The sequence below is a fragment of the Verrucomicrobiota bacterium genome (assembly GCA_027622555.1).
GTDB lineage: Bacteria > Verrucomicrobiota > Verrucomicrobiia > Opitutales > UBA2995 > UBA2995.
Window position 1 is genome coordinate 1 of the sequence record JAQBYJ010000105.1, and the last position, 18,272, is coordinate 18,272.

An 18,272-nucleotide genomic window follows, 5' to 3' on the forward strand; every position below is an offset into this window, starting at 1 on the left:
GCAGTCGTTGAACTGCTTTTGGACCTAATGGAGCGGGTCGAAATACTTGAGCAAAAACTAGCCACAAACAGCCGCAACAGTTCAAAGCCGCCCAGTAGTGATGGGTATAATAAGCCCAAGCCGAAAAGCCTGCGTAAAAAGGGGCGCCGTAAAAGCGGTGGTCAGCCGGGACATAGCGGCAAGACATTGGAATTGATCGAAGATCCGGACCGGGTCATAAAGCACAGCTTGTCGCGTTGTCCTATAAGCGGAGAGAGTTTAGGCGACAAAGACATCGTGCATATCATCAAGCGTCAGGTGTTCGATCTTCCCGAACCGAAATTATGGGTGGATGAACATTGGATATATCAGTACCGCAACTCTTCGGGCCGTATCGTTACAGCGGAAGTCCCCGAAGGTGTGAGCGCTCCGGTGCAATATGGGAAACAATTTCTGAGCTGGCTGGTGTATCTGAGTGATTACCAACTCGTACCGTTGAATCGGATACGTGAGATGTGCGCGGATTTATATGGTTGCCGGGTCAGCGAGGACACGATCTTGAAGGCTCGCCAACAGTGCCATGGGCATCTGGAAGCCTTTGAAAGACGTCTGAAGGAAATCCTGGAAAAATGCTCCATAGCCCATGCGGATGAGACTGGATTGAAGATCGGCGGGAAAACCCATTGGCTGCACACGCTGTGCAACGGGCGTTATACCTTTCTGGGAATCCACGCCAGGCGGGGCTATGAAGCGCTGAAGGACTTCGGCCTGTTGGAAAACTTCACCGGGCGGCTGGTTCACGATTGCTGGTCCGCCTATTTTCGTTTGAAAAACTGTGCGCATTCGCTGTGTAACCCCCATTTGATACGCGAACTGGTTTTCGCCGAAGAACAACTCAAGCAATCTTGGGCTAAAAAGATGAAACAACTCCTGGAAGACGCCTATTGCCACAGCATGGCTTCGCCGGAAGATCTCGCCCATAAAAGTAAGCGAAGTTGGCATGTTCGTTATGGGAAAATTATTGCGGAAGGCTACCGGGAGAACCCGCAGATCGATGATCCGCCGGGCACAAAAAAGAAACGGGGCCGCAAAAAGAAAACCAAATCGAGAAACCTGCTCGAGCGCATGGATAAATACCGGGACGAAATATTGGCCTTTATCTGGGATGCGCAAATACCCTTCAGCAATAACCAGGCTGAGCAGGACATACGAATGGTGAAAGTGAAACAGAAAATATCCGGCGGGTTCCGGACGGTTCAAAACGCTGAAATATTTGCCCGCATCCGCTCCTATATCTCCACCCAACAGAAGAATGGAGTGATGGCGTGGGATGCTCTGGTAAAGGCATTTGACAGTACTGTTTTGCCCCCGGATTATTGACCCGCTTAATTACGCGGAAGATCCCGTTGCCTTGAACACCTGAGTAGTTACAATATTTGATCGAAAGGTGCCCTCCACACAATCGCCCTTGAAATGTTGACCAAACCCGATCGGAAAAAACGAATCCTCAATACAAATCTCGTTATTGACGAAAAAGAAAACGCGCCTGGGGTCAATTGCGGTGTCGTCTCGAATGACCGCATTGGCATAAACATTGGTGGTGGCATCACGCCCCCATAATGGATACAGGTCCAGGTAAGTCGGGTCCTCCGCTTTGGTACACCAATCGGAAGTCAAAAGTTCCGGGCCAAGAATATCTTCAAGCGTGTCACCTGATAAGTCTAAGTCGAAGGGACAATAGATCTGACCAAGACCCCCAAACCATACAATTAACCAATATCGAGCCACGGTAGAAGAACCTCTCCGGTAAATATGAAAAGGTCTTTTCCAAACCTCACAGGTTTCGTCCACACTTAACAATTCCGGTCCCTCAAATGTTCTCTTAACTCCGGTATCCGTTGACCCATCCCTCGGTGCTAAATCAAAAAAATCACCTAGCCCAACTAAACTATGATTGTAGGCTTTTACAATCAGGTCTAAATTGGATCCTCCCCCACTGAAAGGAGGTAAGGTGGTCGGCTCTAATGAAATCCTGGGCCGGGAATCATTTTGCACCCCATCGTCGGACCGCTGAAAAACGTCCCCCAGATTTCCCTCCCAAATAATCTTTCCATAAACATTTTGTATAATAACACAAAGCTGCAGATCAACTACGGCAGGCACCAGCAAACCTAGAGGAAAATGCCATAAAATTTCCCAGGTAATAATACCCGTCGCTTCATCAAGGACATAACCACAATTACTGTTGCGGATTGTTGTCGAACTTCCCTGAGGATATATTTTGTATCCATCCGGTGAAAGTAGGCCGAAATGCATCGTGTAATCCTGATCACCTTTTGCGATGGAATCGTTTGGATCTACCGCCAACGATAACCGAACACTTAGACTATCGGCATCATCGTTGTAAACCTGTTCGAGCAACGTCTGACCGGATACCGAATTGGAAAGTATTCCGAGTGGTAGGCAAACCGTTAAAACCAGTCCGCAAAGTCTCAAAACAATGCGTTTAAACCGAAGGGAGAACAGAGTGACCATATGCTCAGTACGTTAGTAACTAATAGGCATAGCTGTCAATCAGACGAAGGCAGACCGGCACGAAGAACCATGATTTACGATTATCACTCAATCATTTATGCGGAAAACCTGTATTTTCATCATTTCCATCATAGCATCAAACCCTCTTGACTCCATAATTCAGTTCTCCACTGTGGCGAAACTTTTTAAAATACCGTGTCCACAATCTCCAAACAAACTACTAAGGTAGGTCTCATATCTCTTGGCTGCGCCAAAAACCTGATCGATTCTGAAATCATGATCGGTCACATGTACAAGGCCGGCATGGAATTGACCTCAGAACACGAAGAGGCGGATGTGTTGATCGTAAATACCTGCTCATTCATCGATTCCGCCAATGAGGAAAGTATTAATACCATCCTGGAATCGCATCGCGACCGCGGACTGAACAAAAGGCACGGCAACCAGAAACTGATTGTGGCCGGCTGTATGGCACAACGTTTTTCGAATGAGCTTCCCAACCTGATCCCGGAAGTGGATGCCTTTATCGGGTTGGACCAACTGACCAAGGTAACGGAGGTGATTGAGGAACTCCTCGGAAAAGAAAGACAGCCCAAAGAAGCACCCAAAAACTATGTCGAAGGAAAATCAAAATACATTCCCGATTTCGACACGCCCCGCTTTCGCCTCACTCCCAAGCATTTTGCCTACATCAAGATTGCTGAAGGCTGCAACCACCCCTGCTCATTTTGCATCATCCCCAAAATCCGTGGGCAACACCGCAGCCGTACCATCGAATCCGTCGTAAAAGAAGCCCGCCAATTGGTAGCAGAAGGAGTGAAGGAAATTAACCTTATCTCCCAAGACACCACCTATTTCGGCATGGACCGCTGGGAGCAACGTCCTAACCCACGTTCCGAGGTCGACTCCACTCGCGGCGATTCACTCACTACCCTTCTCCGTGAACTCAACGCCATTGAAGGGGATTTCTGGATCCGCCTGCTTTACACTCACCCGGCCCACTGGAGTGACGAACTCATCCAGACGATTGCCGAGTGCCCCAAGGTAGCCCGCTACATCGACATTCCTCTGCAACACATCTCCGATCATATGCTTTCAGAAATGAAACGCGAAACCGACGGTGACTACATCCGCGACCTCATCGGGCGCATCCGCGCCGGCATTCCGGGCATCGCGATCCGTACCACCTTCATCGCTGGTTTCCCCGGTGAAACAGAAGAGTGCTTCCAGGAACTGTTGGATTTCATGACCGAAACCAAGTTTGAGCGCCTCGGCCTCTTCCGTTACTCGCAAGAAGAAGGCACCCGTGCTGCCAAGCGCGACGACCAGCTCGACGACGAAACCAAGGAAGCCCGCTGGCACCGCGCCATGGCCGCCCAACAGGAAGTGTCCCTCGACGTAAGCGAATCCTTTATCGGCAAAACCATCCGTGTCCTGGTCGAGAAAACCGGCATTGCCCGCGGCCAGGCTGACGCCCCCGACATCGATGGCCGCGTCTACGTCGACAGTGCCCTGCCCATTGGTGAATTCGCCGATGTCGAAATCATCGACGCAGATGTCTACGACTTGTTTGCTGTTCCAAGGGAAGAAGCAGTGACTCCTTCTGGAGATAGCTTGGTTTCTCAGTAGTCCCATTGAAATGTAGGAGTCAACAGGCATGGAAAGTATTCGTATTGCTTCAAACTGGACCATTCGCTAGCAATTGCCTCACAAAAAGATTAAATGACATGAAATCCTCCATCGGAATGCGTGAGCTTGGAAAATTGAAAGATTCCCCGATCATTCGGTTTGGAAGAAATCAAAGAAGAGCGGCTCTGGTAGCTCCACGATCCGGAGAGCCTTTTGGAATTCAGCGGTTTCGAACTTGGGAAGAGGTAGAGGAATGGGAAAAAAACCGCCAGAAGAAGAAGAAGTAACTCGTCCCCCCGACGAACATGACCTGGTCAGTCTTGCTCGAGAATTAAACAAAGTATCAGCAAATTATATTGTCATTGGAGGGGTTGATATAAATCGCTTAGGATTTATACGAGCCACTGAAGACCTCGATCTACTAATTGCCAAAGACAAAGAAAATCAGAATCGAGTAAAACAAGCTCTGGACACTCTTCCAGACAAGGCAATCCGGGAACTGGGTGATGAGGACATAGCCAATTGGGTCGTGGTTCGAGTGAATGACGAAATTACAATAGACCTCATGACGGAAGCCTCGGTATCTCCTATTCTGAAGTAGAGCCAGTTATCGATTGGGTAGATATTCAGGGAGTAAAAATACCCTTCGCAAATGCGGAATTAATGCTTCGGTTCAAACAAGGTAATCGAGAGAAAGATATTATGGATAGACGCTTTCTTGAGAGCCAAAGTGAATCAGAAGACTAAATCTTTATATCACCCGGCATCGAAAGCCGACGCCCCCGATATCGACGGCCGTGTCTACGTCGGCAGTGCCCTGCCCATCGGTGAATTCGCCGATGTCGAAATTATCGACGCCGATGTCTACGACTTGTTTGCTGTGCCAAGGGAGGAAGCGGTGAGTCCATCTGCAGAATCTTTGGTCTACGGCTAGAAAACACTCAAAAATAATCGGCGGGGCGAGACGCCATCGCCCTGCCCGAAAGCGGTGAATTGGTAGGGTAAAAGCATCCTTGCTCTGCCGTTGTGTTTCCTTTTCAAAATGAGGGCTTACCCAGGAATATAGAAGTACCTGCATTCACTGTGATCACCCCGGGAAAGCCAGGCCCCAGTTTGCATTTTGACCTACGAGTCGCGAACAAAAACCGCTCCTACTAACGAATCTTCATCCACCTTTTCTGGTTTACTCAAACCACTCCTTCCAGTTACATCGTTCGTCATGGAACGCAGAAATCTTTTTAAACTTTTCGGAGTCGGGGCGGCTGCTTCATTACTGCCCAAAGAGCTCCTTTCAAAAAATCACAATTCCGCTCCGTCTCCGGAAACGGATCTTGAGATCACCTCGATTCGCATCGTTAACCCACGGCCCAAGCGCCCAGTACCTTCCTACAAACCAGCCGCGGGATCCTGGTCAACCGGAGGGGTTGAGGTTGCCAATCCGGTTTCCATTTATCCCAAGTACAAAGCGACCCGCAGTCTCTTTCAGCCGGATACTGGAGGTGTCTCTAGTTTCTGGGTTGAGATCGGGACGAATAAAGGTATCACCGGTCTCGGCAGGGGCGGGCCTGGTGGAGGTCCCATTATCGAAGGCCACCTTACCAAGCTCCTGTTAGGCGAAAACCCGCTGAACATTGAACGCATCTGGGACATCCTGTGGCGCGCGACCCTGTCCTACGGGCGGAAAGGCGTCGTGCCCAATGCCATCAGCGGAGTCGATCTGGCACTATGGGACATTGCGGGCAAAGCCTGGGGGTTGCCCGTATACCGTCTACTCGGCGGTGAAACCAAATCGCGAATCCCGGCCTACTGCACCGGCAACGATATTGAGCAGCACGTGGAATTCGGTTTCACCAAACTCAAACTGGCCCTGCCCCATGGACCGGCGGACGAAAAAGAAGGCATTCGCAAAAATGTTGAGCTGGTGAAGCGAGCACGCGAAGCCGTCGGTCCGGATGGCGTGGTGGCCATGGATTGCTGGATGGCTCTGACCGAGCGCTATACGATTGAGCTCTGCGAAGCATTCGAACCTTACGACGTTTACTGGATGGAAGAGTGCCTGCCTCCCGATGACTACGAAGGTTTCGGCCGACTGCGCGAGCAGATCAAATCCACGCGCATCGTGACCGGTGAGCACGTCTACACGCGTTACGGATTCCGCCAGCTGCTTCGGACAAACGGTGCCGAAATCTGGCAACCCGACATCCATTGGTGTGGTGGATTAACCGAGCTTCGCCGGATCGGCGCTCTTGCCTCGGCCTACGACATACCCGTTATTCCCCATGGAGGAGGACAGCGGGACGCCATTCACTTTGTCATGGCCACAACCAACAGCCCCTGGGCCGAAATGTTCATGCCCGCTCCCGGTGGACCGGATATCGTTTACGAACGCTACGAACAAGACAACAACCTGACCCGGGGCCCGGAAGGGATCTATATGCGACCTTCCGAAGAGCCCGGCTTCGGCTGGGATATGGAAGTTGCGTGAGGGTACCTCCGGGTTTATAGTTTTATTGGGATGCTCAATACTGTAGGAGCGACCTAGGTTGCGAATCGACAACTCCTTGATTTACCAATCGTCAGCAAGCTAACTCCTACATTTTCTTTTCCTGACACCCGACACCTTAACATCTAATCTTCCTTCCTCAATTCCCCGCGATCCATTCCTTCGGCTGCGTTTTCAACTTGGGAGAAACAAACATCTGGATATCATCCATCATGGAATTGAAAACTTTCGCGTCGGGTTTTGCTCCCCAATAGAATCCATGCGGTTGGCCCGGATAGATGATGACTTTCAATGGTTTTTCAAGTTTCCGGATTTCCGGAATGATGTAATCCATATTCACGTCCTTGATGGGATGCACATCGCCATGAAGGATGAGGAGCGGGGTCGTAAATTGGCGGACTTTTTTCTGCACCAATTCCTGAATCTCGGACGTGTAATATTTTTGGGGATCATTCATGGATGCAAAACGATCTTCTTGATCGGTAGCGTTCACATTCAGCATGCCGGCAAAAATAATGGATGCCGGTTCCCCAGCGATGGCCGCACTGAGACGTGTACGAGTGATCAAGTCCATGGCGATGCTACCACCACCGCTACCACCCATGACTACTATACTTTCAGGATCCACTTCCTCCAGATCCCGCACCGCTTGAATGACGGCCAGGTTATCCAATACAGGTCCCTGATCCTGCGGGTTTTCAATGTAAGTGCGAAAGGTCGACTGCACGATCACAAATCCCATCGCAAGAAACCGGTTGTGCGTAGGGCTTTTTGTTAAGGTGTTGTGCCGCGCGGATTGTTTGGAAGTATTTAAGGTTCCGTGAATAAAAATGATCGCCGGAAATGGACCCTTGCCGGAAGGCAAGCGATAAGAAGCCTCCGCCGTTTGCCCATCCTTGGTCTCAGCTCGTAGATCCATAACCGGTGAAAGGGAAAGTGGAACAGGTTCACCCTTGGAGTCTGATTGTGCCGCGGCGGACACAACGCAAACCGCACAAAGGACAATAAGTAAAAAAGCGCGCAAAATCATTTCCCCTTTCAGCAAGCATGTGGCCATGAATTATCTCCGCACAAGCGGAACATTCCGGCAACCTTTTTATAAAGTCAGGAATTAATCGTGAGAATTTTTCAACAGAAAAACTTGGAGCTCGAATGTAGGAGTAATATCTCCAGGTCTTTGATATAGAGGACTGAAGCCACTGTAGGAGGGGGGTTATCCCCCGATTGTTCGAAGCTCTACCAAGCGATCGGGGGATAAATCCCCTCCTACAATTTCGTCTTAAGCTAGGGAACTAATTACGACAATCTACGGCTGGGTTCAAAATTACATTGGCCTTGGATCATTATGGTAGGGTTGCTTCGCCGAAGCCGCCGCCGGGGACTTACCCAGTCCAAAGAATTACACCCTTAGATCGAGTTTCTCCTTTTCCAATAGAGTAAGGGACCGATAATCGGAGGTAGGAATGCTTTAGCTGCGATCTAATCTAAAGATGCCAAGCTGAGGCTTGGCGTTCCCAGGAAATCGCCACTGAACCAGTTCCTGCAGTTTCGGATTTAAAGTTTCGGTTCTAATTCCAAAAGCCATTGACCCACCATCTTTGTATATCAAATAATACCAACCCCTACTTAAGTTTCATGAAAAATCTCCGCCCCACTCTTTTCACATTTGTATCTGTCTTCTTTCTCTTCAGTCAAATGAGCCAAGGGAAAGTAACTGGAATTATTCCCGGACCCAATGGCAGCGTGATGTCGATCGCACACCGCGGAGGAGTGGTTCCCGAATATCCGGAAAACACACTACTGGCGATTCGCAAAGCCATTGAGTTCGAGAGTGAGGTGGTAGAAATCGACCTTCGTAGCAGCAAGGATGGGGAGATCATTATCCTGCATGATTCCACCTTGGATCGCACAACCAACGGGAAAGGTCTGGTGGTTGAATACAGTTTGCGAGAGTTGAAAAAACTGGATGCTGGCATGGGCGAAAGTATTCCCACTTACGAGGAAGTGCTTGAATTGGTTGCTGAAACTAATGCTCAATTGTTGCTGGACCTAAAAGTAACTTCTTTACCTGAACTGACAAAGATCGTCCGACTCACAGAAAAGCACGGCCACGTTTTGAATGTGATTGCGGCCGTTCGATCGCTGGAAGAACTCAAAGACATCCAATCCCTCAATGCCAACCTGCGCACCTTGGCGTTCATCCCGGAACAGAAAGACATAGAGACCTACTCTCGAGCAGGTGTGGATATCATCCGACTCTGGCCTGAGTGGATAAGAGAAAACCCGCAACTCATCGATGAAGTCCATTCTTTGGGAAACATCGTCTGGACAACTTCCATGGAAGCTAAAAACGATGAACTGAAGGAACTCATTCAATACGGCGTCGACGGCATTTTTACCGACTTCCCTGAGATGGTATCCCGCATGCGCAAGAAAGCTCTTTAATCAGTCGATCCGAGTATCCAGAGTTAATCCTTTTGCATTGATCCTATCCTCATTGGAAAGATAGTTTACACGCAATCAGAGTAAGCTCTTCAAATCACTATCCCAATTCAATCCATGAAGCTCAGAAACAACATCCACGTCTCCAAAGTTCTTGTATGCTTTTTCGCTATCCTATCCTTTCAAGCCAACCTTTCCGCTCAACGAGGCTCACCGGAACAGCAACTGCAACAGGCGGCAGAACGCTCGCGTCAGATGGAAGCCGGTCTGGAAGGTACCCCTTTCGTTGGCATTACAGAGAATGGAACGATCCAAGCAGGATTGTTCAAAATCAAACCTACCGGGGTTTCCACCGGTTCCATCCAGAAAGCAGCGGAGGCATTTTTAAAATCTTTAAGCGACGAGCAGAAGAAGGAGACACTTTACCCGGTTGATAGTCCGGAGTGGAGGCAGTGGATGAACCAGCACTTCTACGATCGTTGGGGCATGGGCTTTGAGGACATGACCGAGGACCAAAAAGAAAAAGCCTTTGACCTTATCAGGGCTTCACTCAGCTCCAAGGGCTTTCAGCTCTCCAGGGATATCATGAAACTCAACCACACGTTGGGTGAAATGCAGGGCAGTCAGTTTATGCTCGGCGAGTGGGCGTATTTCATAACCATCATGGGGGAACCGTCCGCCACGGAACCCTGGGGTTGGCAGATCGACGGTCATCACCTGATTATCAACTTCTTTGTCCTGGGTGATCAAGTCGTGGCTACCCCGACCTTCATAGGCTCCGAACCCATGATCGCAGAATCCGGAAAGTACAAGGGCATTGCCATTATGCAGGATGAACAAAACAAGGCGCTGGCCTTTGCCCAAGACCTGACTCCTGCGCAAAAGTCGAAGGCAGTGCTATCATCGGAAAAGACGGGGAATGATAACCAGACGGAGGCGTTTAAAGACAACGAGATTATCCCCTTCGAAGGTTTGCTCGTAACTGAGCTGAATAAGAAACAAACGAAGGTGCTTCAAGAAGTAATCGGTATCTACATAGGATACTTGAACGAAGGCCATGCCGAAGTACGCATGACGGAAATTAAAGAACACTGGGACCACACTTACTTTGCATGGAAAGGTGGCACTGAGGATGATTCAGTTTTTTATTACCGGATACACAGCCCGGTCGCTTTGATCGAGTTCGATCACCAAAACCCGGTTGGTCTGAGACAACAGTTTCCTGAACGAAAACCCATCAGGCAGCACATTCACGCCGTCATTCGCACACCCAATGGGAATGATTATGGAAAAGACCTCTTACGGCAGCATCGCGAAAAGCATCACCACAATTAGGACTGAAGGTCGCTGAACTTTAAAATTGAAAGCGGCAAGGCCATTCCATAATTCTTAAAGGCCTCAGTAAAAACGTACAATCAATCATAACCAGAACCCGTTAAAAATATGCTGTTCCATATCTCCTACGAAATCGCGACAGACAACCGGAATGAAGCTCAAGACCGTTTTACTTCGACAGGCGCTCTCCCTCCAGAAGGTGTAACCATGTTAGGCCGCTGGCACAGCGTTGCCGGACTATACGGTTTTATGGTGGCTGAAACTGATAACGCAGAAGCATTGTTCACGTGGACCCAAAGCTGGACGGATCTCCTCACATTTGATGTTACTCCAGTTATTGGGGATGAGGCAATTGCCCGCGTCCTTGGCTCCTAAGCTGCAGATCATTGTTTTCGTCAAAGCTCAGGGAAAGTAAATTCCCTGAGCTTTATTATTTCAAATGCAAGTGGTTATATAATCCCCGACCCCATGAAAGTTTCCATCATTATTCCCTGCTACAATGAACGTCCAACGATCGAACCAATTTTAAAAGCGGTCCAGGCTTCTTCTATTACAAATAAGGAAATTATAGTGGTAGATGATTTCTCAACGGATGGGACAAGAGAGTTCCTCCTGGAACACATAAACGGTCTGTATGACCATCTAATCCTGAAGGATTCCAATCAAGGAAAAGGCGCTGCCTTGAGAGCAGGTTTTGAAAAGGCCACAGGTGATATCCTCCTCATCCAGGATGCAGACCTGGAATACGATCCCGTGGATTACCCCACCCTGCTGGAACCCATTTTTACAGGAAAAGCCGATGTTGTTTATGGCTCACGTTTTATGGGAGGTCGGCCCCACAGGGTATTGTATTTCTGGCATATGATCCTGAATAAACTGCTCACCCTGTTTTCGAATATGATGACGAATTTAAACCTCACCGACATGGAGACCTGTTACAAGGTATTCACCCGGGAGGTTATCGAAAAAATTCAGCTTGAAGAAAACCGCTTTGGCATCGAACCGGAAATAACAGCAAAAGTTTCAAAGCTGGATATCAGGATTTTCGAAGTTGGTATTTCCTACAATGGTCGCACTTATAAGGAAGGAAAAAAGATCCAATGGACAGATGGTCTGAGAGCAGCTTACGCGATTATTAAATACAATCTGTTTCGCTAGTTCGGCACGTAACCACTTGTTCCAAGATCGCATTTCCGAAGGAGTGTTCGGATCTGCTCTTTCTTTGTTTTCCCTTATCGACACAGTCGACGTCTATTACTTTTTAGTAGAGAAAAATTGCTTTAAACTCTTAAAAATTTCATTTGCATCGGACATCTGCAATACTTGAGACGCCAATGCTTCCGTTTCTTCAATGGAAATTTTTCGAATAAGGTATTTGATGGCCGGAACCAATGCGGGAGATACACTGAGATTACGCATGCCGAGACCGATCAGCAGTGGGATAAAAATTCGGTCACCGGCTAATTCACCACAGATACTCAATGGTTGTTCGTTGATATTCGATTGTTCAATGATTTGCTTTAGTAATCTAAGCACTGCCGGGTGACACGGTTCATATAAACTCGCAACACGCTCATTTCCGCGATCAACCGCGAGCATATATTGCATAAGGTCATTGGTCCCGATGCTAAAAAAGTCACAATGGTCTGCGAGGATATCACAAATAATGGCGGCTGAAGGAATCTCGATCATGATTCCAACTTCAGTCGAGTCATCATAATGCACACCGGCTGATTTCAGCTCATTCTTAACTTCTTCCACAAGTTTGTTTGCCGATTGAAGCTCATCTAAACTACTAATCATCGGAAACATTATCTTTAGATTTCCGAATACACTTGCCCGCAGCATCGCCCGTAGTTGATCTTTAAATATCTCGGGATATAATAAACTGAAGCGAATCGCTCGACAGCCAAGAAATGGGTTATCTTCTTTTCCAACAAGATCCTTTCTCTGTAATACTTTATCCCCTCCTAAATCATAGGTGCGCAAAATAACCGGAAGATCCCCTAAAGACTGAACCACTTCCCGGTAAGCCTTGAACTGTTCTTCTTCGGTTGGAAAGTTACCCGAGCCCAAAAACAGATACTCGGTTCGGTAAAGGCCGATCCCGTCAGAACCCAAATCAACTACCCGGGGAATCTCATCATTATCCTCAATATTGGAAAAAACATTGATCTGCAAACCATCCAGAGTGATCGCAGGTTCGCTGGAATGCTTAAGAAACTCCTGCTCCTGGACATCACGGGCTTTCTTACTTTCTCCGTATTGAAATAAGGTATCGGGAGATGGATTTAATATCACCAATCCTTCAAATCCATCGATAATAATTTCATCGTTTTGTTGCAGCGATTTGAGAATTTCATGCACACCCACCACGGCAGGGACATTCAAGGCCTTGGCCATAATGACCACATGACTGGTACGACTTCCAGCCTCCGTAACAAATCCTTGGAGAAATTCCTTTTTGATGGCCGCGGCATCCGAAGGCGTAAAATCGTGCGCCACAACAATCTGTTTTTCATCAATTGTTTCGAGCGATTCCAGGGTTTCTCCTGCCAGGTTATAAAGAATTCGCCGGGAAACATCCTTGATATCGTTCATCCTTTCTTTGATGAAATCATCATCAATTCTCTGAAACGCATCTATATACTTCTGGGATGTTTTATGGAAAGAAAACTCAACATTCCAGTGGTTTTCTTGCATTTCTGAAATGGTTTCGTCAATCAGCGCAGGGTCTTCCAACACCATAAGATGCGCATCAAATATCTGCGCCTCTTCCTCTCCCAGCCGTTGTGCTACTTGATTGCGAATTTCAGAAATATCATGACGGGTCTTAAGCAAAGCTATTTCGAAACGCTTGATCTCGCTGTCAAACGCCTCCCCACCAACTTCGTAGTTTGGTACATAAAGGTTGTTTTCAACATGGACGAAGACTTTTCCCAACGACACTCCAGGCGCTGCCGCAATGCCTTTAAATATTTGTTCCGTTCCTTGTCCTGATGCCATTTAGGTAGATGAGTTATTTGAGAAAAGATATTCTGCAATAACCAACTGAAGCGCAAAGGTTTTTATCAAATGAAGCTAAAGCGCCGCTAACCTCAATTATTTGAAAGAAGCCCCAGCTCACACACCTGGAAAAACGAGTGTTTGCCCCAAGCATCATGAACCAGGGATTTTAGCGGTTCGATATCTGCATCGTTATCCACAAATGCAAAGCAACAACTTCCACTCCCACTCATCAGGCAGCGGAGACCAGTGACCTCTTCGACCAGGTCAAACAATGCGGGTATTGCGATAAACTTCTCAAAAACAGGTTTCTCAAACGAATTCTTCAGCAAATAGAATATAGGCAGATCCCCGGCCTTCCACCTTTCGATAGCGTTTTCCAAAGAGTCACTTTCGGCATACAATCGGGCATCCTTTGCCAATTGGTTATAGGCCCAACTTGTGGATACTCCAAAATCGGGCTTAAAAATGGCCAGTTTCCGACCTTCAAGAGCTTCAATTAATTCCTTCTTCAGCATTTCAATTCGTTCACCCCGGCCGCGCATCAGCAGCGGTTGACGGTATAGAAACAAAGGACAATCTGAGCCTAAACCGGCTGCAAGATCGCCTAATTCATCAAAACTCAATGGTTCATCAAACAATTGATTCAGAATCAACAACGTGGTCGCCCCATTGCTACTGCCTCCCCCCAGCCCAGCTTCCATAGGGATATTTTTTTCGAGCTCAATCGTGAGGCCAGCCTGAGAATTTATTTTTTCCAGGAAAGATTTGGCCGCTGCTACCACCAGATTTGATTCTCCTGTCGGCACCGCTGGAGCATCGCAAATAAGATCAATCGATCCCGGTTTATCCGATAAGGTGATTGACACATAATCACCGAAAGAGATCGGTGAGACCAAGGATACAAGATCGTGGAATCCGTCCGCCCGTTTGCCGGTCACTGCTATAAGCAGATTTACCTTGGCAGGGGAAAATAATCGGATTGTGCTGTTGGCTTTCATACCCATTACGCTGGTCACCCTTGAGTGTGCCTCAACTGAAAAATTTCCGATAATCACCTTTTATGAAGTCCTGTGAACTTATTTTAGCACTCGATATGGAATCGCGTGATGAAGCCCGTTCCCTGCTACAGGAAATAGGACCCGACCTAAGATGGGTGAAAATTGGCTTACAAATGTTTACCGCCTACGGGCAGGACTGGGTCAACGAGGTATCCGGCCTTGGGTTTAAGATATTCCTCGACCTTAAACTTCACGATATTCCCAACACAGTTGCGAAAGCTGTTCAAAGCCTCAGCCACCTGCCAATTGACATGCTGACTCTCCATAGCAGTGGAGGTATAGAAATGATGTCGGCCGCAAACCAGGTCCGTCGCGATCTAAAACCGGACCTGCTTCTGCTTGGAGTCACTGTGCTTACCACAATGAATGAAGCCCAACTGCGCCGGGTCGGTGTGCCAACCACGCCTCAGAATCAAGTCCACAATCTTGCTGGTGCCGTTGTTGAAGCAGGAATCCCGGGTCTTGTGTGTTCTGCGAAGGAGCTGGATATCCTGGTACCTGATTTTGGAGATAGCCTTCAATTCGTGACACCTGGAATTCGACCAAGCGGCAGCTCAGCAGACGACCAAAAAAGGATAGTCACTCCGGCTCAGGCAGCGGCCAATGGATCCAATTATATTGTTGTTGGAAGGCCGATTTATAAGGCTGAATCTCCTCGAGATGCCGTACAGGCGATAAACGCTGAGCTTGTTTGACCTGAACATGAAAACGGCAGCAATTCTACTGTGCGGAGGGACCAGTAACCGAATGCAAGGGATCGCATTGGATAAAGTTTTAGCCGAGTTGAAAGGGCGAGTAATTTTCGAGTACAGCGTGGTCGCCTTTGAGAAAGCCGAAGTCATTTCAAGCTACACAGTTATTTACCGGGATGACCCACAGAGATCAGTGCTCGAAGACCTGTTGGTTCCACTAACGAAGAAACCTATCGCCTGGATCAAAGGAGGGGTGGAAAGACAAGATTCCGTTTTCAATGCATTACAATCAATGCCTGAAGATACGGAATTTGTAATGATTCATGACTGCGCACGTCCGCTAGTTAAGCCCGATTCAATAAAGCAGGTCCATGAAGCGATGCTAAAGGACAATTCTGCCGTACTTGCTCATCGTGTGGTCGATACCATAAAAAAACTGCCAGTTGGTTCCAAGAGCCTCCGACTGGCAGATCTAACTGATTTAGACCGCAGCAGAATATGGGCAATGGAGACTCCCCAAGCATTTTCATTTAAACTAATCCGGGACGCCTATAACAAACTCGAGGAAGAGGAAATCAGGGTAACCGACGATACGGCGGCCATCTCTCACTATGGATATAAAGTCACATTGATTGAAAACACATTTCCCAACCCCAAAATCACTCATCCGGAAGATCTCTCCCTTGCGGAACTTTTGTTGCAACAACGGGCTGAAGAAGACTAAGTCATCTCAATTTTATGAGTAAACTTCCTTACCGAATCGGATTCGGCTATGACATTCACCGATTTGCCCCCGATCGCAAATTAGTATTGGGGGGTGTGGAAATACCCTGTGACCAAGGCCTAGAGGGCCATTCAGATGCAGATTGTCTCACTCATGCCCTTGCGGATGCCATATTGGGAGCTTGCGGATTACCTGATATTGGGCACCAGTATCCAAACACCGACCCAGCCATCGAAGGCATCGATTCCCAGATCATATTGGCCAAGGCAGCACAACTCGCTTATGATGCGGGTTATTCCATTGGAAACATTGATAGCTGCATTATCGCTGAAAAACCCAAGGTATCGCCCTTCATTGATGCAATGAAAGCCGTTTTAAGCAAAACCCTGAAAATCCCGGCAGGCTGTATTGGAATCAAAGCCACCACCCAGGAAAGAATCGGAGCATTAGGAGCTGGCGAAGGTATCGCCGCACACGCGGTTTGCCTTCTAAACAAGATTTGAATGTTTGTAAAATGAACGACCAAGACTCAAACGGGTCTGAGTTAAAGAACTACCCAAACTTATATTGAATAAATTTTTCGCATTTCGTCGTTACCTCGTTTCCTGCAGGCGGGTTTTTATACTGGGAGTAATCGCTGGGGTTATTTCAGGCGTTGCCAGTGGATTTGGGGTACCTTATTTTATTAAGTACGTGTTTTCCGAGGTGTTCGAATCCGGACACGGAGCTTATACGGGGCTAGAGATATTCATTATAGCCGGGCAGCTTCCGGGAGTTTTTCTGCTCCGGGGAATAACAGGCTACTTCAATCAGCTTTGGATGAACAGTTGTGGATTAACCATTCTGAAAGGCATCCGATTGGATCTGTTTTCCAAGATTCAACACCTCCCCCTAGCCTACCATGACAAAAACAGAAGCGGGGACCTGCTATCAAGGATACTTTCAGATACAACCCTGTTACAAAACACGCTGCAGGAAACTGCCAACGGAATTTTCGCCTATCCACTTCAGGTCTTAGGTGCGTTCAGTTACCTCGTCTATCTCTCAATGCAGGAAAATGAAGTTATATTTATAGTATTCATCCTACTGGCAGCACCCATGGCAATGGTACCTGTATTTTTTGTAGGACGCCGATTGAAAAAACACGGCCTGGACATGCAGGAGTCCCAAGGAGAAATGACAGAGACCTTAAGCGAAAACCTCGATAGCACCACTGAAATTCGGACCTTTAATCTGCAAGATCAACAAATCTCAATTTTCGATACTTTCCTGTTAAAACTATTCGGAAAACAAATGAAGGTGGTTAAATACGAACGCATGGCGCAACCCTTGGTCGAGTTTCTCGCATCCGCATTGGTGGCTGCCACCTTTGTTTTTTGTTATCAGAACGCCGTGCCGCTTTCGACATTTCTGGCAATCGGCGGGGTTATGTTTATGACCTACGACCCACTCAAACGTGTGTTTCGTCTTTACGGAAATATTCAGAAATGCCAGGGAGCAATTGATCGGATCAACGAAATTCTCGACGAGCCTGACTCAATAGCTGATCCGGACATGCCTGTTCAATGCGGTATTCCCGAAGGCCAAATAACATTTGAAGATGTATCTTTTGGATATGCAGATGTTCCCGTCCTAAAAGATATAAATGCACAAATAAAACCAGGTTCAGTGATCGCACTGGTAGGTCCCAGCGGCGCAGGTAAGTCTACATTCGCCAAACTGATTCCGCGACTGTACGAAATAACATCCGGAAGTATTCGGATTGACGGTACCGATATACGACATTTCACAAAGAAAAACTTGCGAGATCAAATTGCGGTGGTTTCCCAGCACCCCGTATTGTTTAACGACACGCTTTTTAACAACATACTCATTGGTCGTCCGGATGCGTCTCGAGAAGAAGTTTACCAGGCAGCCCGCAATGCGCACGCTGACGAATTTATAACAGATTTCAAAAGCGGATATGAAACAATGGCCGGCGAACGCGGAGGCCAATTATCAGGAGGTCAACGTCAACGCATAGCCATTGCCAGAGCCTTTTTAAGAAACTCTCCTATTCTAATTCTCGACGAAGCCACTTCAGCCCTGGACTCACATAGCGAGGAAGAAATCCAGAAGGCACTTGCATCGCTGGTGAAAGGAAAAACGGTAATTATCATAGCTCACCGATTTAGCACCATTCGCCTCGCCGACGAAATCCTCGTATTCGAGAATGGGAATTTAGTCGCTTCGGGTCCCCATGACAAATTATATAAAGAAGATTCTTTGTATACTGCCCTTTACTCCAAACAACTTAAGGGCACTTTGATAAATTAACTCATTGACAGTCAGTTGCTTATATACAATAAGAAGGTTATATATGAAAT

18 protein-coding genes are annotated in these 18,272 nt (G+C 47.6%); 14 read left to right on the forward strand and 4 right to left on the reverse strand.

The annotated features are described in order from the left end of the window. On the forward strand, positions 1-1,359 hold a 1,359-nt coding region (locus tag O3C43_20220), incomplete at its 5' end, for an IS66 family transposase (GenBank protein ID MDA1068818.1). Positions 1,360-1,368: 9 nt separating this feature from the next. On the opposite strand, the gene O3C43_20225 is transcribed toward O3C43_20220, so the two are convergent. After that, complete coding sequence (locus tag O3C43_20225; GenBank protein MDA1068819.1) at positions 1,369-2,514, reverse strand: hypothetical protein; 1,146 nt, start codon at positions 2,512-2,514, stop codon at positions 1,369-1,371. Positions 2,515-2,709: 195 nt separating this feature from the next. Between O3C43_20225 and rimO the strand changes: the two genes are divergently transcribed. From rimO to O3C43_20250, 5 genes are all read left to right on the forward strand, one after another. Next, positions 2,710-4,143, forward strand: coding sequence for a 30S ribosomal protein S12 methylthiotransferase RimO (gene rimO / locus O3C43_20230; GenBank protein MDA1068820.1), 1,434 nt, complete (start codon positions 2,710-2,712; stop codon positions 4,141-4,143). Positions 4,144-4,241: 98 nt separating this feature from the next. Then, a complete protein-coding gene (locus tag O3C43_20235; GenBank protein MDA1068821.1) occupies positions 4,242-4,430 on the forward strand; it encodes a hypothetical protein in 189 nt (62 codons plus the stop codon). Then, entirely contained in the window at positions 4,397-4,744 is a 348-nt protein-coding gene (locus tag O3C43_20240; GenBank protein MDA1068822.1) for a hypothetical protein, read from the forward strand. Before O3C43_20235 ends, O3C43_20240 begins: the two co-directional genes overlap by 34 nt. A gap of 129 nt (positions 4,745-4,873) precedes the next feature. Next, the gene (locus tag O3C43_20245; protein MDA1068823.1) at positions 4,874-5,077 is read left to right on the forward strand and encodes a hypothetical protein; all 204 of its coding nucleotides are present in this window, start codon (positions 4,874-4,876) and stop codon (positions 5,075-5,077) included. A gap of 285 nt (positions 5,078-5,362) precedes the next feature. Continuing rightward, on the forward strand, positions 5,363-6,628 hold the full coding sequence (locus O3C43_20250) for an L-rhamnonate dehydratase (GenBank protein MDA1068824.1): 1,266 nt from the start codon (positions 5,363-5,365) through the stop codon (positions 6,626-6,628). 157 nt (positions 6,629-6,785) lie between these two features. Here O3C43_20250 and O3C43_20255 read toward each other — a convergent pair whose 3' ends face one another. After that, a complete protein-coding gene (locus O3C43_20255) occupies positions 6,786-7,703 on the reverse strand; it encodes a prolyl oligopeptidase family serine peptidase (GenBank protein MDA1068825.1) in 918 nt (305 codons plus the stop codon). A 578-nt stretch (positions 7,704-8,281) separates the two neighbouring features. On the opposite strand from O3C43_20255, the gene O3C43_20260 reads away from it, so the two are divergent. The 4 genes from O3C43_20260 to O3C43_20275 all read left to right on the forward strand — a co-directional run bounded on the left by O3C43_20260 (position 8,282) and on the right by O3C43_20275 (position 11,581). After that, positions 8,282-9,091, forward strand: a complete 810-nt coding sequence (locus O3C43_20260; GenBank protein MDA1068826.1) for a glycerophosphodiester phosphodiesterase family protein — start codon at positions 8,282-8,284, stop codon at positions 9,089-9,091. Between the two features lie 114 nt (positions 9,092-9,205). After that, entirely contained in the window at positions 9,206-10,423 is a 1,218-nt protein-coding gene (locus O3C43_20265; GenBank protein MDA1068827.1) for a DUF3500 domain-containing protein, read from the forward strand. A gap of 108 nt (positions 10,424-10,531) precedes the next feature. Continuing rightward, positions 10,532-10,798, forward strand: a complete 267-nt coding sequence (locus O3C43_20270) for a DUF3303 family protein (protein MDA1068828.1) — start codon at positions 10,532-10,534, stop codon at positions 10,796-10,798. A gap of 93 nt (positions 10,799-10,891) precedes the next feature. After that, positions 10,892-11,581 carry a glycosyltransferase family 2 protein gene (locus O3C43_20275; protein MDA1068829.1) on the forward strand — a complete coding sequence of 230 codons (690 nt, stop codon included), beginning with the start codon at positions 10,892-10,894 and terminating at the stop codon, positions 11,579-11,581. A gap of 96 nt (positions 11,582-11,677) precedes the next feature. Here the strand turns inward: O3C43_20275 and ptsP are convergent, their stop codons facing one another. Beyond that, complete coding sequence (gene ptsP / locus O3C43_20280; GenBank protein ID MDA1068830.1) at positions 11,678-13,429, reverse strand: phosphoenolpyruvate--protein phosphotransferase; 1,752 nt, start codon at positions 13,427-13,429, stop codon at positions 11,678-11,680. A 92-nt stretch (positions 13,430-13,521) separates the two neighbouring features. Further along, the gene (gene ispE, locus O3C43_20285; protein MDA1068831.1) at positions 13,522-14,430 is read right to left on the reverse strand and encodes a 4-(cytidine 5'-diphospho)-2-C-methyl-D-erythritol kinase; all 909 of its coding nucleotides are present in this window, start codon (positions 14,428-14,430) and stop codon (positions 13,522-13,524) included. Between the two features lie 62 nt (positions 14,431-14,492). On the opposite strand from ispE, the gene pyrF reads away from it, so the two are divergent. The 4 genes from pyrF (at position 14,493) to O3C43_20305 (ending at position 18,222) form a co-directional block, all read left to right on the forward strand. Beyond that, complete coding sequence (gene pyrF, locus O3C43_20290) at positions 14,493-15,185, forward strand: orotidine-5'-phosphate decarboxylase (protein MDA1068832.1); 693 nt, start codon at positions 14,493-14,495, stop codon at positions 15,183-15,185. 7 nt (positions 15,186-15,192) lie between these two features. Further along, a complete protein-coding gene (locus O3C43_20295) occupies positions 15,193-15,906 on the forward strand; it encodes an IspD/TarI family cytidylyltransferase (GenBank protein MDA1068833.1) in 714 nt (237 codons plus the stop codon). 14 nt (positions 15,907-15,920) lie between these two features. Further along, positions 15,921-16,409 (forward strand): 2-C-methyl-D-erythritol 2,4-cyclodiphosphate synthase, encoded by a 489-nt coding sequence (gene ispF / locus O3C43_20300; GenBank protein ID MDA1068834.1) that lies wholly within the window; start codon positions 15,921-15,923, stop codon positions 16,407-16,409. Between the two features lie 64 nt (positions 16,410-16,473). Further along, complete coding sequence (locus O3C43_20305) at positions 16,474-18,222, forward strand: ABC transporter ATP-binding protein (protein MDA1068835.1); 1,749 nt, start codon at positions 16,474-16,476, stop codon at positions 18,220-18,222. Positions 18,223-18,272 lie beyond the last annotated feature (50 nt).

Coding starts and splice junctions, on each gene's coding strand:
- O3C43_20225 (MDA1068819.1), bottom strand. CDS start 2,514: ATGGTCACTCTGTTCTCCCTTCGGTTTAAACGCATTGTTTTGAGACTT.
- O3C43_20235 (MDA1068821.1), top strand. CDS start 4,242: ATGAAATCCTCCATCGGAATGCGTGAGCTTGGAAAATTGAAAGATTCC.
- O3C43_20240 (MDA1068822.1), top strand. CDS start 4,397: ATGGGAAAAAAACCGCCAGAAGAAGAAGAAGTAACTCGTCCCCCCGAC.
- O3C43_20250 (MDA1068824.1), top strand. CDS start 5,363: ATGGAACGCAGAAATCTTTTTAAACTTTTCGGAGTCGGGGCGGCTGCT.
- O3C43_20255 (MDA1068825.1), bottom strand. CDS start 7,703: ATGGCCACATGCTTGCTGAAAGGGGAAATGATTTTGCGCGCTTTTTTA.
- O3C43_20260 (MDA1068826.1), top strand. CDS start 8,282: ATGAAAAATCTCCGCCCCACTCTTTTCACATTTGTATCTGTCTTCTTT.
- O3C43_20265 (MDA1068827.1), top strand. CDS start 9,206: ATGAAGCTCAGAAACAACATCCACGTCTCCAAAGTTCTTGTATGCTTT.
- O3C43_20270 (MDA1068828.1), top strand. CDS start 10,532: ATGCTGTTCCATATCTCCTACGAAATCGCGACAGACAACCGGAATGAA.
- O3C43_20275 (MDA1068829.1), top strand. CDS start 10,892: ATGAAAGTTTCCATCATTATTCCCTGCTACAATGAACGTCCAACGATC.
- ptsP (MDA1068830.1), bottom strand. CDS start 13,429: ATGGCATCAGGACAAGGAACGGAACAAATATTTAAAGGCATTGCGGCA.
- ispE (MDA1068831.1), bottom strand. CDS start 14,430: ATGAAAGCCAACAGCACAATCCGATTATTTTCCCCTGCCAAGGTAAAT.
- pyrF (MDA1068832.1), top strand. CDS start 14,493: ATGAAGTCCTGTGAACTTATTTTAGCACTCGATATGGAATCGCGTGAT.
- O3C43_20295 (MDA1068833.1), top strand. CDS start 15,193: ATGAAAACGGCAGCAATTCTACTGTGCGGAGGGACCAGTAACCGAATG.
- ispF (MDA1068834.1), top strand. CDS start 15,921: ATGAGTAAACTTCCTTACCGAATCGGATTCGGCTATGACATTCACCGA.